The following is a 15,816-nucleotide window of genomic DNA, read 5'->3' on the forward strand; positions in this document are numbered from 1 at the left end:
CAAGTGGGCAAATGCTCACAAATAATTTTAAAATATGTCAGAAGATATTCGCAGTAAATTGCGTTCTGGAATGATCGTAAAGGTTTACCAAAAAATTAGAGAAACTAACACAAAAGGTGAAGAAAAAGAAAGAACCCAGGTTTTTGAAGGAATCATATTAGCTACAAAACATGGAAGAGAGGTTGGAGCAACTGTGACAGTTAGAAAAATTTCAAATGGTGTGGGAGTAGAAAAGATTTTCCCAATAAATTCACCAATAGTAGAAAAAATTGAATTAGTGAGAACAATGAAAGTTGATCAATCTAGAGCATACTACTTGAGAAATTACAAAAAGAAATTGAAAGAGGTCAGAAAAGATCAACCAAAAAAAGCAAAGAAAGTTGCAAAAAAGGTTGAAGAAAAAGTAGAAGCTCCAAAAGAAGAAGTAAAGATGGAAACTGAAGTAAAAACATAAGAAAATTAAAAATAAAAAACTGACGTAAATTGCGTCAGTTTTTTATTTTGTTAGATTTTTTATCTATTGAAAACCTCTGCTTTCAAGTATTGTCCTGTCCAACTTTCTTTCACTTTTGAGATTTCTTTTGGTGTGCCAACAGCTACAACCTGTCCTCCAGCTTTTCCACCTTCTGGTCCCATATCTATTACCCAGTCAGAACTTTTTACAACATCTAGATTATGCTCTATTGTTAGAACTGTATTTCCTTTTTTTACCAATTCGTTCAACACATGAAGTAGTCTTTTGATATCTTCGAAGTGAAGTCCTGTTGTAGGTTCATCCAAAATATACAAAGTTTTTCCTGTTGCTCTTCTTGATAATTCTGTTGCCAGTTTAATTCTTTGTGCCTCACCACCAGAAAGTGTGGTTGCAGGCTGTCCTAAATGCAGATAACCAAGCCCAACATTTCGTAGTACTTGTAATTTGTCTGCAATGTTTGAAATTTCTCTAAAGAATAAATATGCTTCTTCAACTGTCATTGCCAAAACATCTGCAATATTTTTTCTTTTGTAGTGAATTTCCAAAGCTTCTTTGTTGTATCTTCTTCCTTCGCATTCAGGGCATTCTATAAACACATCGTTTAAGAATTGCATTGGAATTCTTTTGTAACCTTCACCAGAACAAGCTTCACACCTTCCACCACCTTTTACATTGAAACTAAACATTCCAGCATCGTAGCCACGCATTTTGGCCTCTGGTACGCTTGTAAACAGATCGCGAATAGCTGTGAAAACTCCAGTATAGGTTGCAGGATTACTACGAGGAGTTCGACCAATTGGACTTTGGTTTATTGTGATAACTTTGTCAATATGGTTGAATCCTGTGATTTTTTTGTGAGCTGCGGGTTCTGCTTTTGCTCTATAAAAATGTTTATGCAAAGCTTTGGATAAAATTCCAGAAATAAGAGTGGATTTTCCAGATCCAGAAACACCGGTCACACATACAAATTTTCCAAGTGGAATTTCAACGTCAATATTTTTTAGATTGAATGCTGTCGCACCTTGAATAGAAATACTTTTTCCATTTCCTTTGTTTTGTTTTTTTGGAATAGGGATTTCTTCGCGGTTTGCCATATATTGACCAGTCAGTGAATCTGTTTTACTAACTTCTTCTGGTGTTCCTTTTGCCATTATTTTCCCACCATAAATTCCAGCCCCAGGTCCAATGTCTATTAAATAATCCGCAGCTTCCATTATGGCGCGGTCGTGCTCAACAACAATTACAGTATTTCCACTATCGCGTAATGCTTTTAAAGTGTCTATTAGTTTGTCATTGTCTTTTGAGTGAAGTCCAATTGAGGGCTCGTCCAAGACATAGATAACCTCATTTAATCCAGTTGAAAGTTGACTAGAAAGTCTAATTCTTTGTGATTCACCACCTGAAAGTGTGGCAAAAGATCTGTCTAAAGTTAAATAGGATAACCCAACTTTTTGAAGATTTTCTAATTTTTTTGTAGATTCTTTTAGTAAAGGATTTGCAATTAATTTTTCATTTTTTGTAAAAGTTGGAATGCCGTCATATTTTTTTGGATCCACCAGTTTTTTGAAAAATGTTACAGCATCCCCAATACCCATTTCTACAATATCACTAATGGAATAGTCTCCAATTCGTACAGCGAGTGAATCTTGCTTTAGTCTTCTTCCTTCACAAATAGGACAGACACTTTCTCTCATATAATGTTCAATTTCTTTACGAACATATTCTGAGTCTGTTTCTGCGTGTCGTTGGGTTAGGTTTGGAATAACTCCTTCAAATCGAACAACTTTGCTGTCCAGTTGATAAGTTTGTCCATCTGTGCCATATAAAACCAAGTCCATTACTTTTTTTGAAAGGTCCTTTACTGGTTTGTTTATGTTGAATTTTTGTTTTTCAGAAACAACTTTCAACAATTTTTGGTAATAAGTTTGATTTCCTACAATTCTGGTCCAAGGTTGAATAGCACCCTCTGCCAAAGTTAGGCGAGGGTTTGGAATTATTAGGGATGAATCAACATTTAAAGTATATCCAAGTCCTGTACAGCGGTTACATGCTCCGTGCGGGCTGTTGAAACTAAAACTTCTTGGCTCAACAGACTCAAAGGTTTTTCCAGATTCTGGACAGAATGGGAATGTTGTATATAAATTTTCGTCTCCTGTTTCTAGGTTCAATGCTATCAAAGATCCATTTGAAAGATCTAATGCTTTTTCTACAGCTTCTACTACCTTTTGTTTTTTAATATCGCTAATTGTTTCAATTACTATCTCTACATCATAAAGCTTTTTTGGTTCAAATTTATATCTCTTTAAACTTAAAAGACTCATTTGAACACCATTTACGCGAAGTGAGTTGAAACCTGATTTTTCTAAGTTTGGCAAAAGCTGTTTTGCTTTTATTGTTTTTTGTGCAATTATTGGAGCTAAAATTATAATTTCATCGCCAGAACGCGCTATCTTTCGTACTTGTTCTGCAATTTCTCCGGAGCTATATTGTTTTACGCAATGGTTTGTTTCGGGACAATACTGAATTCCTATTTTTGAAAAAAGTAATCGTAAATGATCGTAAATTTCTGTTATAGTTCCCACTGTTGAGCGTGGGTTTGTGCTGCTATTTTTTTGATCAATTGCAATAGTAGGGGAAAGTCCCAAAATTTCATCCACATCTGGCTTGTCATTTACATCCATAAATTGACGCGCATAAGAATTCAAGCTTTCTGCATAGCGTCTTTGTCCTTCGGCATATATAGTATCAAAAGCCAAAGAAGACTTTCCTGATCCAGAAAGTCCTGTGATGACTGTTAATTTGTTCTTTGGTATTTCTACCGACACATCTTTTAAATTGTGTACTCTTGCGTTCTTAATTTTTATTTTGTTTATTTTCTTCATAATCTGTTTTTTCTGACTTTTTGTTTTAGTTACAGGTGTCACCAGGTACGTCTCTCACAGAATCATCAAGTATACTATATGTTTGCGAAATTAAACTTTCTGTTATTGTTAATTCTAAAAATAAACTTTTTTGAGAATTTCCTATTACACTTTCTATTGGTATAACATTATTTTGCCAACTTCCTGGTTTTTCACACCAAAGATGTGCAGATGCAGTTCTGTCACCTGATTTTACTACAAAAATATAAGCATCTTTTGGTGTTAAATTTATATTAATTTGATTCATTATCATGAATCCGTATGCTTTACTACCAGACGGACATTGTACTGCAGCCTGTACAAACATACTTTCTTTAAACTTCAAAACATATTCGTAAAAGGAATTTGATGAGTTGAGAGTTTCAAATTCTGGTGTAACTTCTTTATAATTATCTCCTGTAACTTCTCCTTCACAAACAGGGTAAATTCTCACAGTCATTTGATAGTCCTCATCCCCACTAAGGTTTGATGGATCTTCCAACCATCTATCATCTCCATTGTCGGATTGCTCCAAAGTTACAACATCTTCAAGAGTGGATCTTTTTGCCAACTCCCAAAGTGATTGTTCCACTTTATAATGCATTATTAAAACTCCATCCCAACAAGCACTTTCAGGAATTTTTTCATGAACTCTGTGTATTCCTGTTTGTATGAAATTATTTATATTTGTATCAAACGGAACACACGCTTTATTCCTCTCACTACATATAGCACCAACACAAGTTGAACTTCCTGCTCCTTGTACAAAATAATCGCTACCACATTCTGTTTTTTGTGGATCAACATTATATCCATTAGTTTGGATTTTATTTAATCCATCTATTTTTAGTTGATTTATGCGTTGTTCTTCTTTAGTAATTCTTTGTTCTGCAAGTACTTTTGCTTCTGGCGTTAAGGCACTTGTAGATTGACTTTTTAAAAGTAAAAGTTGTTGTTTTTGACTTTTTGGAAGTGCTAAAGCAACTGGGGTTTTAATTAAACTACAATAGTTTGCACCCAAAGCAATCCTATTTATCATCCAGACATTTGGTAAACGCAATTCTACAAGTGCAGGATTTATAGTTTCCAAAAGTGTAAAAGAACCAACTGCCAAAACTAATCCTATTATTGCTCCAAATATGCGTTTTTTGGCTGAACCAATTGTAGCTGCATTTCCTCCAGACGCAACCCATTGAAATCCTGCAACGATTACCATAAGTGTTGCCAAGATTCCAGCCACCATTACACCATATTTATAGATATATTTCAAGAAATCACCTATATTTGCAAAATTTTGTCTTCCACCAAATTTGACTTGAGTCTTTGTTTCGGATGCTGGCAGACAAAATCCCATAACCTCTCCCGGTGTTCCAGTTATAGAGCCAACCGGTACTTTTCCGCAACCATTTTTTGGATCTGGTTTTTCAAAAAAACCTTCGTTTGGGGTTTGTGATTTATATTGTGTTCGTAGTTGTACGCACTGTTCTTTTGTAAAGCATTTACTATCCACTTGTGCGTTTGCAAAAATTGGTGCAAATAAAAATAAAATACTTAAAGCAATAATGATTTTTTTCATATTATTTTTGTAGTTCACTTACTATTATAGAATCCCAACTAGACAAGTTTGTAGTGCCTTCTAGTTTTGTTTGGTTTACAATATAGGTTGGAGTTCCTCTTACACCTAAACTAACACCATCTTTTAAGTCTTGTTCTATATTTGCACGGTGCACCTGTTTTGTTAGGCAGTTTTGAAAAATTGAAATATTTAAATTTAAATCTTCTGCATTTTTTACCAAAGATTCATAATCCAACTTTTTATTTATAAAAAGCAGATCATAATATTCCCAAAACATTCCCTGATCTTGCGCGCAAGTGGAAGCAAGCCCAGCTTGAACTGCATTTGGATGAATACTTGTAAGTGGAAAGTGTTTAAATACTACATTTATGGCTGAGTCGTATTTTGAGACTACCTGTTTAAGTATAGGATAAGATTCCTGACTAAACGGGCATTCAAAATCTATAAATGCGATAATTGTGATAGGAGCGTTTGTATTATTAAGCGTTGGGTTGAAGCTTCTTATAAATTGACTAACATCTTCTTCAATTTCTGGACGGGCTTCCAAAGGAATATCCGTACTAAAGCTAAAGTGGTTGTTGAATTTTTCTGTAAGCTCTGTCGGGTCGCCAAACTTAACATTCCATAAATAATACCCTAAAAGTATTAAGAAAGCAAGTGTTAAAGCTGTAATAGTAAAAGAAAAAATTAAAAATAAAATACCTAGCGTCTTTTTGTACCAAGGTTTTTTTGGAATATAATTGTCTTTTGATAGTTCTACAAAACCACTCATATATCTAGTTATGTATTTATTTCTTATATTATAGCAAAAAATAAAACAACATTATAGTGAGTTTTAGTTTTTATTGATTGAATAACAGATTTCTATTGACAAAAACACTAAAATGTAATACAATATTGCCATTACCGAGTCAACAATTAGTTGGTAAACATATTTATCACTTTCTGTATTTTTCCTCTTTTTGAAAACATTTTCAAAAGGTACACAGGAAGGAAGTTAAAAGGAAATTATGAAAATACCGAGTATAGAAGAAATGTTAAAGGCTGGAGTTCATTTTGGACACCAAAAATCACGCTGGCATCCAAAAATGGACCAATTCATTTTTACAGACAGAAATGGTGTTCATGTTATTAATTTAGAAAAAACACAAGAAGAACTTAAAAAAGTTTTAGAAATTGTAAAACAGATGACTTCAGAAGGAAAAGTTATTCTTTTCACAACTACAAAACCACATGCAAAAGAAATTGTAAAAGAAGCTGCTATTAGCTGTGGAACACCTTATTTGGTAGATCGTTGGATTGGTGGAATGCTTACAAACTTTACTGAAATTCAAAAACTGATTAAGAAATATTTAACTTATAAAGAAGAAAAAGCAACTGGTGAGTGGGAAAGATATACAAAAAAAGAAGCCTTAGAAAAACAAAGAGAATTGGATAAAATGGAAGAATATATTTCTGGTATCTCTACTTTAGAAAAAATACCAGATGTATTATTTACTCCTACAGTTCAACAAGAAAAAACCGCAATAGTAGAAGCAAACCGTCTTGGAGTAAAAGTTGTGGGTGTCTGTGATACAAATGCAAACCCAATAAAGGTTGATTATGTTATTCCAGGAAATGATGATGCTATGAACTCAATTAAAATGATGTCAGTTTTGGTAGCAAATGCTGTAAAAGAAGGAAAGGTGGAGTATGAAAAAAATCAAAAAGCACAGGCTCAACCTGTGAAAGCTGTATAATAATTACTTCTTAAAATAAAATAAAAACTATGTCAATAAACACAAGTGATATTTCAAGACTTCGTGAGCAAACTGGTGCAGGAATTTTGGATTGTAAAAAGGCTTTGGAAGAGGCTGGTGGAAATTATGACTCAGCAGTGGATATTTTGCGTAAATTAGGTGGAGCAAAAGCTGCAAAGCGCGCAGGAAAAATTGCTGCAGAAGGTGTGGTTGTAAGCTACATTCATGGCCAAAATAAAATTGCTACTTTGGTAGAATTAAACTGTGAAACTGACTTTGTGGCAAAAAATGATAAATTTGTTGAATTGGCAAAAGATATTGCCATGCATATCGTTGCAGCTTCTCCAATTTATTTGAACCGCGAAGAAGTTCCAGTAGAGGTTGTAACAAAAGAAAGAGATATTTATAGAGAACAGCTACGAACAGAAGGAAAACCAGATGAAATTATAGAGAAAATTTTGGAAGGAAAATTGAATAAATTTTATTCAGAAATTTGTTTGATGGATCAATCTTATGTAAAAGATGAAGACAAAACAATTGCAGAACTTTTGACCACAGCAACAGCTGAAATAGGTGAAAAGATTAGTTTGCGTCGTTTTGCTAGATATGAAGTTGGTGAAGGAATGGAAAAGAAAAGCTGTGATTTTGTAGCAGAAGTTGCAGAACAGATGGAAAAATAAAAATAAAGAATTTAAAAAAGAGACTTTTGAAAGTCTCTTTTTTATTTATAAAATATAAAAAATAATTATTTTTATATAATTTATTTCCTTTTTTCTTGTGCTTTAATACTATTGTGATAAACTAAGAGTAATTATTTTTTGTATATATTTTTATGATAAAAGTAGCAATAAACGGCTTTGGTAGAATTGGCCGACACACATTTAAAGTGGCTCTTAAGAATTCTGAGATGGAAGTGGTTGCAATAAATGACCTAACAGATCCAAAAACTTTGGCTCATCTTTTTAAGTACGACACAGCTTATCCAGAATTTGTAGGTGAGGTAGGCTTTGACGAGGAAAATTTGATTGTAGATGGAAAAAAGGTGAGAGTTTTTGCAGAGAAAGAACCAGAAAAATTACCTTGGGGAAAAATGGAAATAGATGTGGTAGTAGAATCAACAGGAGTTTTTAGAACTGGCGAAGAAGCTGGAAGACATATAAAAGCTGGAGCAAAAAGAGTAGTTATTTCTGCGCCTGCAAAAAGTGAAGAGGTTTCAACATATTTGCGTGGAGTAAACGACGAAGAATATGATGGAAAAGAAATAATTAATAATGCCTCTTGTACTACAAACTGTGCTGCGCCTGTAATTCGTGTACTAAATGATATTTTTGGAGTAGAAAAAGCATTTTTGACAACGGTTCACTCTTATACTTCAGATCAGCGTTTGCAAGACGCACCACACAAAGATTTGCGTAGAGCTAGGGCTGCGGCTATGAATATTGTTCCAACTACAACTGGAGCAGCTATTGCAACTACAAAAGTAATTCCAGAGTTGGAGGGTAAATTTGATGGAATTTCAATCCGTGTCCCAACTCTTTCTGTGTCACTTACAGATTTTGTGGCAGTTTTGAAAAAGGACACAACGGTAGAAGAAATAAATGAAGCATTTATCGATGCTTCAAAAGGCTATTTAAAAGATGTTTTAGCAGTATCAAATGAACCATTAGTTTCTAGTGATTACATTGGAAATCCATATTCAGCAATTGTAGATTTGGAATTTACAAAAGTTGTGGGTGGAAATTTGGTAAAAGTTTTGGCTTGGTATGACAATGAGTGGGGTTATGCAAACAGACTTGTAGAAATGGTTGAGCGAGTTGGAAAAAAGATATAAAAACTTTTTTAAGACAAAAAAATAAACGGCGATTTTAAATCGCCGTTTTTGTTTATTTTTTTCATTTTTCTTTCCTTGGAAAAAGTTGCCAAATAAGCCATAAGTGATGTTTGGCAAGCTTTAGTTCTTTTTTAAATTTTGAGTTAGTTATAATTCCCTCGGGCATATTTTTTGATCTTGACCCAGGAACTATGCAACTCTCTCTTATTTGATCTATAAAAGCTGAAAAAATCGTCTTTATTCTTCTCTCAACTTTTCCTAAAATTATTATATTTTCAATGAAAACTTTTTCATTTGGTTTGAGTTTGTAAGTTAAAGAAATCGTAAAATTATATTTTTCACTTAATTCTTTAAAGTGTTGGTACAAACTCTTTTCTTCAAAGGCTTTTTCTTTTTGAATAAGCCTATTGTTTATTTGTGGAACTGTCTCTATAAACAGTTCTGGGTGTATTTTTTTGATTAGATTCGCAATGTTTTTATCTGTGATGAATTTTCCACACACAACATATGCCTCATAATCATCTAAAGTGTTTCCACTAATTTCATCAACTAAATACCCCAATGAGTTTCTTTTTCTTTCGATATCTTTTTGAGTTTCAAACTCTAATCTATCTAAAAATAATTTTATTCGTTTAAAATAAAACTCCCCCTTATTACTATCTGAGGAAATTACTCCTTCCATGTTTATTCTCCAATTGTTAAGGAAATTGTAATGAGCACTAATAGATAAGTATACATCAGTATTTACATTTTGTCAAGGTATTGTGGTATATTTACTTAAAGTAATTAGTTTTTAAGAATTTTATGCGTTTTATAAAAGAAGTAGAGAGTATTGATGGAAAGAGGGTTTTGGTTCGTGTAGATTTCAATTTACCTATTAAAAATAAGAAAATTGTGGATAATTCTAGGATTTTAGCGTCTTTACCAACTATAAAATATTTAAGTGAAAACGGTGCAAAAGTGATAATAATTAGTCATTTGGGGCGACCAGAAGGAAAAATCGATGAAAATTTGCGTTTAGATGGTGTTGCTGAGGAATTTTCAGGTTTATTTGGAAAAAAAATAAAGAAATTTTTAGATTATTTTGGAGAAGAGGTAAAAACAGGAATTGACGAAATGCAAAACGGGGAAGTGGTAATGCTAGAAAATATAAGATTTTCACCAGACGAAAAAGATAATAAAGGAACTTTGGCAAAAGATTTGGCAAGTTTGGCGGATGTTTTTGTTTTGGATGCTTTTTCTGTTACTCATAGAGCAGATGCTTCTGTAGTTGGAATTGCAGAATTTATTCCAAGTTATGCTGGATTTTTGATTGAAAAAGAATTGAAAAATTTAAATAAAGTTTTAGAAAATCCAGAAAAACCATTTGTGGTAGTTTTGGGTGGTGCAAAAGTTGAAACAAAATTACATTTGATAGAAGGTTTGTCCAATTTGGCAGATTTGTTTTTGGTTGGTGGTGCGATTGCAAATAGTTTTTTAAAGAAAAAAGGTTTTGGGGTTGGAAATTCTTTGGAAGTAGGTTTTGAAAATGAAAAAATAATGAGTCTACTTGAAGAAAAAACAATAATTTTACCTGTTGATGTTGTTGTTGGAAAAAAAGATGGAACAGATTTTAGAGTGGTAAAAATAGAAGAAAATCCACATAATATTTGTTTGGAATCTGAAGGAATATTTGATATAGGACCAGAAACAATAAAAATATTTGCAAATAAAATGCAAAATGTAAAAATAATTTTGTGGAATGGTGCTATGGGTTATTTTGAACAAAAACCTTATAATGAAGGTACAGATAAATTGGTAAAAATAATTGTAAAAAACTCAAAAAAAGGAGCTTTTAGTATTGTTGGTGGTGGAGAAACTATAGAAAGTATAAAAAAATTAAGTTTTGAAAAAGAAATTGATTTTATTTCTATGGGCGGTGGCGCAATGTTGGAATATCTGTCTGGAAAAAGTTTACCAGGTTTGAAAGCACTTCAATAGTTTTATTTGTTGGAGTTGGAAAATAGGTTTATAATATACATATAAAATTAATTATAAAAATATGCCTGTCTTAAAAAATGGACCGAAAATTTTGGAAAAAATGAAAATGAATAAGTGTGAGTCTCACTCAAAAAGTTTAACTAAAAAAATAATTGGAGTTTTTCTTGCTATTTTACTGTTGTATCTTATTGTGTTGGTTGGCACAATGATTAGAAATAATACCCAAAAATATCATTATATTGGGCAGGCAGATCGTGCTGAAAGAACAATAAATATCTCAGCATCAGGAAAAGCTGTTGTAACACCAGACATAGCAACAATTACAATGGGTATTGTTTCAGAAAGTGAAACAGTTGTAGAGGCACAAGAAAAAAACACCTTAATAATGAATAGGTTATTTATTCAGTTAGATGAGTTGGGAATTGAAAGAAGAGATGTAAAAACACAGGACTATTCTGTTTATCCAATGTATAACTACAAAGAAGGGGATAGAGAATTGACGGGTTATACTGTAAACCAAGATGTGGTTGTAAAGGTTAGAAATGTAGATAATTCAGGAAAAGTTCTGGCTTTGGTTGGAGAGCTTGGGTTGAACAGGGTTGGTGGAGTTAGTTTTTCAATTGATGACACAGAGGTTTATAAAAATGAAGCACGACAAGATGCTTTAAAAAATGCTCTTGAAAAAGCTAAAATAATTGCAAAAACACTAGGTCTGGAGGTTGTTGGCGTAGTCTCATATAATGAGTACGAACAAAGTGGAATTGTTCCTTATTATGCTAAACTTGAGTCAGGTTTTGGTGGGGATGCCTCTGAGCCAAATATTGAAACTGGAACTTCAGATGTGGTTATGAATATAAATGTTTTGTTTGAAATAAGATAATTATGAGTAAAAAAACTAATATAAAATCTGTAAAAGCAAGGGAGATATTAGATTCACGAGGAAACCCAACTATCGAGACAGAGGTTTTATTGGTCGATGGTTCTATTGGTATTGCCTGTGTTCCGAGTGGTGCCTCTACTGGAATTCATGAAGCTGTGGAGCTTCGAGATGGTGGAAAAAGATATGGTGGAAAAGGGGTTTTGAAAGCTGTTGAAAATGTAAATAAAAAAATCAACAAACTCTTGAAAGGTGAGGACGCTAGTAAACAAAGAGAATTGGATAGATTAATGATAGAATTGGATGGAACAGAAAACAAAAGTAAACTTGGTGCAAATGCTATTTTGGCGGTTTCTTTGGCTTCTGCTAGAGCTTGTGCAAATTCCAAAAAAGTTCCACTTTATAAATATATTCGTAGTGCTTTTAAACTTCAAGAAAAAACTTGGGTAATGCCGATACCTACTATGAATGTGTTGAATGGGGGGAGGCATGCAGACAATAAACTTTCTGTGCAGGAGTTTATGCTTGTGCCTGTAAAAGGAAGTTTTGCAGAAAAAGTAATGGTCGGATCAGAAATATTTCAGACTTTAAAAGTATTATTGAAAGAGAAAAAATTAAATACTGCCGTTGGAGATGAGGGTGGTTTTGCACCAAACTTAACTTTTAATGAGGAGGCGTTAAAATTATTAATGAAAGCTATTAAAAAAGCTGGATATATTGCTGGGAAAGATGTAATGCTTGCTTCAGACATTGCAGCTTCAGAATTTTATAAAGATAGAAAATATTTTTTTAACAGCTCAAAAATAGGGATAAAAGCAGAAGAAATGATGAAAATTTTATCAGGTTGGATTAAAAAATATCCTTTTATTTCTTTGGAAGATCCTTTTGCAGAAGATGATTGGGAAAATTGGGCAAGTTTTACTCGTGAAGTTGGAAAAAAAGTTGCTATTATTGGAGACGATCTTTTTGTGACAAATGTAAAAAGATTGAAAAAAGGAATAGATAGAAAAGTTGGAAATGCAATTTTAATTAAATTAAATCAAATAGGAACACTTAGTCAAACGATAGATGCAATTTATCTGGCAAAGAAAAATAAGTACAAAGTTTCAGTTTCTCACAGATCTGGAGAAACTTGCGATACTTTTATTGCAGATTTGTCTGTGGCAGTAAACGCGGATTTTATAAAAACAGGTTCTCTTTCTCGTTCGGAGCGTGTGGGAAAATACAACAGATTGATGAAGATTGAAAGTGAATTAAAATAATTATGTCAAAAATTAAAGATAAAAAACTTACGGTTTTGGTTATTTTGGATGGGTTTGGTTTGACTGGGTTTAAGAATATTGGAAATGCTATTACACCAAAAACTGCTCCAAATATTTTTAAGTATATAAAAAAATATCCAAGTACAGAATTGAAAGCATCTGGTGTAAGTGTTGGTTTGCGTTCTGGTCAAAAAGGAAATTCCGAAGCAGGACACTTTAATATAGGCGCAGGAAGAATTGTTGAGCAGGATTTAATGATAATATCAAAAGCAATAAAAGATGGTACTTTTTTCAAAAATTTAGCTTTCAAGCAGGCACTTTTTCACGCAAAAAAATATAATTCTACTGTGCATATTTTTGGACTTTTAACCAATGGACATTCTGCACACGCTTGCCCAGATCATTTATACGAGCTTTTAAATTTTTTTAGAAGAGAAGAGTATAAAAAAATCTCATTACACTTATTTACAGATGGTAGAGATGCACCTCCTAATTCTGCAATAAAGTATTTAAAGAAATTAAAAAAATATTTAAAAAATGGAGAAAAAATAGCCAGTATAAGTGGTCGTTTTTATTCTATGGATAGAAATAAGGTCTGGGAAAGAACAGAAAAAACTTACAATTTGATAGTTTCTGGAGAAGCTAAATATACAGCAGTAAGTGCAGAGGAAGCCATAAATAAAGCATACAAAAGAGGGGAAACAGATGAATTTATTCATCCAACAGTTTTAATAAATAAAAAAAGAAAACCAATATCAAAAATAAAAGATAACGATGTGGTATATTTTTATAATGCAAGAAGTGATAGAGCAAGACAGCTTACAAAAGCTTTTGTACAAAAGGATTTCATAAAGCACAATAAAGGTGCATTTAAGAGGAAAAATAAACCAAAAAATATTCGCTTTGTCGCGATGACAGATTTTGGGCCAGATTTAGAAGGTGTTTTAACTGCGTTTCCTAGTCCAGATATAAAAATGCCGCTAGCAAAAGCAATTGGAGAGGAATATAAACAACTTTATATATCAGAAACAGAGAAATATGCACATATTACATATTTTATAAATGGAGGTTATGCTGGTGCGGTAAATGGTGAAGATAGGGAAATGATAAGATCGGGCTGTCACTATTCTTATTCAGAAAAGCCACAGATGCATTGTAAAAATTTAACTAGTATTATTTTGGATTATATTAAAAAAGATAAATATAATTTTATTTGTGTAAATTATCCAAATGCGGATATTGTTGCACATACTGGAAATTTTAAATCTGCAAAAAAAGCATTAGGATTTCTGGATAAACAGATAAAACGACTAGTAAAAGGTGTTTTAAAAAAGAATGGGCAGGTGTTAATTATTGCAGATCATGGTAATGCTGAAGAAATGATTTACAAAAAAACAAAAGGAGTTAGAACAGAACACACAACAAACCCTGTCCCTTGTATTTTTATTAAGAAAAAAGTAAAAGATATAGAATTGAAAACAGGAGGAAAACTTGCCGATGTTGCACCAACGCTATTAAAAATAATGGATATTAAAAAACCAAAGGAGATGACCGGTAAATCTTTAATTTAAATATAATTTTATGGCAGATAGACCAAAGCCAGTTGTGTTGGCTGTATTAGATGGTTGGGGTGTTGCCCCAGATCACAAAGGAAACGCAATTACACAAGGAAAAACACCAAGTTTTGACAAATTTATAAAAGAGTACCCAGTGATGACTATTTCGGCATCTAGTTCAGAGGTCGGTCTTTCTTATGGGGAAATGGGAAATTCAGAAGTTGGGCATTTGAATATTGGGGCTGGAAGAGTTTATTACCAAACTTTTCCAAGAATAAACAAGAGTATTGAAGAGGGTGATTTTTTTGAAAATGAAGCTTTTTTAAAAGTTGCTGAGCAGGTAAAAAATAATAAGTCATCACTTCATTTGATAGGTTTGGTAAGTCCTGGAAATGTGCATGCAGCAGACAAACATTGTTATGCTCTCTTGGAGTTTGCAAAAAAACAAAAAATCAAAAAAGTTTTTGTGCATGTAATTATGGATGGTCGCGATGCGTTGTATAATGCTGGAATTCAATTTGTACAAGAACTTCAAACAAAAATGAAAGAAATTGGTGTTGGAAAAATTGCGTCTTTGTCTGGAAGATATTTTGCATTGGATAGGGACAGTAGATGGGATAGAGTAGAAAAAGCATATAGAGCAATGGTAGAAGGTGTCGCTGAAAATTATACAACAGACCCTTTAAAAACAATTCAGGAGTTTTATGATAAAGAAATTTTTGATGAAGAATTTCCACCAACTGTAATTGGAAAAGAGGGAAAACCAGAAACCACAATAAAAAGTGAAGATGGTGTAATATTCTTTAATTTTAGACCAGATAGAGCACGGCAGCTTACTCAATCTTTTGTCTTGCCTGGATTTGATAAATTTGAAAGAGAATATATAAAAGGTTTATCTTTTACGACCATGACTGAATATGAAAAAGAACTTCCTGTTGATGTTGCTTTTCCACCAGATATTGTAAGAAATTGCTTGGCAGAAGTTGTGAGCAGAGCTGGTTTGAAACAATTTCATATAGCAGAAACAGAAAAATATGCGCATATTACTTTTTTCTTGAATGGAACTGTTGAGGATCCATTTGAAAATGAAGATAGAGAAATAGTACCGTCGCCAAAAGTAGCTTCGTATGACAAAGCTCCAGAAATGTCTGCTCCAGAAATCACAAAAAAAGTTATAAAAGCAATTGAGTCAGATAAATACGATGTAATATTTATGAATTTTGCCAATGCGGACATGGTAAGCCATACGGGGGACTTAGGAGCTACAAAACTTGCAGTAGAAATAGTAGATAAAGGGCTTGGGCAAATAGCAGAGTATGTACTTGCAAAAGACGGCGTAATGCTCATTACAGCCGACCATGGAAACGCTGAAGAGGTGGTAAATTTGCAGACTGGCGATAAAGTAAAAGAACATAGTACAAATCCTGTACCATTTATAATTATTGGTAATAATTATAAAGGACAGGCTGGTCCAGCAGGAGATCCGCCAGAAGGAGATTTGAGTCTTATGACTTCAGTTGGCATGCTTGCAGATGTAGCACCAACAGTTTTGAAGATTTTAGAAATAGAGCAACCACCGGAGATGACAGGCCAGTCACTATTACCTTGACGATGATATAA

General features: G+C 33.0%; 13 protein-coding genes. 9 read left to right on the top strand and 4 right to left on the bottom strand.

What is annotated here, in order from left to right:
* Positions 1–34 precede the first annotated feature (34 nt).
* Positions 35–454: a 50S ribosomal protein L19 gene (locus tag L3J07_04705; protein ID MCF6277101.1), complete on the top strand. Its 420-nt coding sequence runs from the start codon at positions 35–37 to the stop codon at positions 452–454.
* A gap of 59 nt (positions 455–513) precedes the next feature.
* Here the strand turns inward: L3J07_04705 and uvrA are convergent, their stop codons facing one another.
* Genes uvrA through L3J07_04720 form a run of 3 tightly spaced genes read right to left on the bottom strand, consistent with a single transcriptional unit; the run spans position 514 to position 5,723 of the window.
* Positions 514–3,357 carry an excinuclease ABC subunit UvrA gene (gene uvrA, locus L3J07_04710; protein MCF6277102.1) on the bottom strand — a complete coding sequence of 948 codons (2,844 nt, stop codon included), beginning with the start codon at positions 3,355–3,357 and terminating at the stop codon, positions 514–516.
* A gap of 25 nt (positions 3,358–3,382) precedes the next feature.
* Positions 3,383–4,951 carry a pilin gene (locus tag L3J07_04715; GenBank protein ID MCF6277103.1) on the bottom strand — a complete coding sequence of 523 codons (1,569 nt, stop codon included), beginning with the start codon at positions 4,949–4,951 and terminating at the stop codon, positions 3,383–3,385.
* A gap of 1 nt (position 4,952) precedes the next feature.
* Positions 4,953–5,723 carry a DsbA family protein gene (locus L3J07_04720; protein MCF6277104.1) on the bottom strand — a complete coding sequence of 257 codons (771 nt, stop codon included), beginning with the start codon at positions 5,721–5,723 and terminating at the stop codon, positions 4,953–4,955.
* A 238-nt stretch (positions 5,724–5,961) separates the two neighbouring features.
* On the opposite strand from L3J07_04720, the gene rpsB reads away from it, so the two are divergent.
* The 3 genes from rpsB (at position 5,962) to gap (ending at position 8,521) form a co-directional block, all read left to right on the top strand.
* Complete coding sequence (gene rpsB / locus L3J07_04725; protein MCF6277105.1) at positions 5,962–6,690, top strand: 30S ribosomal protein S2; 729 nt, start codon at positions 5,962–5,964, stop codon at positions 6,688–6,690.
* A gap of 29 nt (positions 6,691–6,719) precedes the next feature.
* Positions 6,720–7,370, top strand: coding sequence for a translation elongation factor Ts (gene tsf, locus L3J07_04730; protein MCF6277106.1), 651 nt, complete (start codon positions 6,720–6,722; stop codon positions 7,368–7,370).
* A 152-nt stretch (positions 7,371–7,522) separates the two neighbouring features.
* Positions 7,523–8,521 carry a type I glyceraldehyde-3-phosphate dehydrogenase gene (gap, locus tag L3J07_04735; protein ID MCF6277107.1) on the top strand — a complete coding sequence of 333 codons (999 nt, stop codon included), beginning with the start codon at positions 7,523–7,525 and terminating at the stop codon, positions 8,519–8,521.
* A 61-nt stretch (positions 8,522–8,582) separates the two neighbouring features.
* Here gap and L3J07_04740 read toward each other — a convergent pair whose 3' ends face one another.
* The gene (locus L3J07_04740; protein MCF6277108.1) at positions 8,583–9,203 is read right to left on the bottom strand and encodes a hypothetical protein; all 621 of its coding nucleotides are present in this window, start codon (positions 9,201–9,203) and stop codon (positions 8,583–8,585) included.
* 122 nt (positions 9,204–9,325) lie between these two features.
* Here L3J07_04740 and L3J07_04745 point away from each other — a divergent pair, with 122 nt between their 5' ends.
* From L3J07_04745 to gpmI (L3J07_04765), 5 genes are all read left to right on the top strand, one after another.
* Complete coding sequence (locus L3J07_04745; protein ID MCF6277109.1) at positions 9,326–10,501, top strand: phosphoglycerate kinase; 1,176 nt, start codon at positions 9,326–9,328, stop codon at positions 10,499–10,501.
* 61 nt (positions 10,502–10,562) lie between these two features.
* The gene (locus L3J07_04750; protein MCF6277110.1) at positions 10,563–11,381 is read left to right on the top strand and encodes an SIMPL domain-containing protein; all 819 of its coding nucleotides are present in this window, start codon (positions 10,563–10,565) and stop codon (positions 11,379–11,381) included.
* A 2-nt stretch (positions 11,382–11,383) separates the two neighbouring features.
* Entirely contained in the window at positions 11,384–12,640 is a 1,257-nt protein-coding gene (eno, locus tag L3J07_04755) for a phosphopyruvate hydratase (GenBank protein MCF6277111.1), read from the top strand.
* A 2-nt stretch (positions 12,641–12,642) separates the two neighbouring features.
* A complete protein-coding gene (gpmI, locus tag L3J07_04760) occupies positions 12,643–14,211 on the top strand; it encodes a 2,3-bisphosphoglycerate-independent phosphoglycerate mutase (GenBank protein ID MCF6277112.1) in 1,569 nt (522 codons plus the stop codon).
* Positions 14,212–14,221: 10 nt separating this feature from the next.
* On the top strand, positions 14,222–15,805 hold the full coding sequence (gene gpmI, locus L3J07_04765) for a 2,3-bisphosphoglycerate-independent phosphoglycerate mutase (protein MCF6277113.1): 1,584 nt from the start codon (positions 14,222–14,224) through the stop codon (positions 15,803–15,805).
* The last annotated feature ends 11 nt before the right edge of the window (positions 15,806–15,816 follow it).

The organism is Candidatus Magasanikbacteria bacterium, from assembly GCA_021648085.1.
Classification (GTDB): Bacteria; Patescibacteriota; Patescibacteriia; order Magasanikbacterales; family UBA922; genus JAKITS01.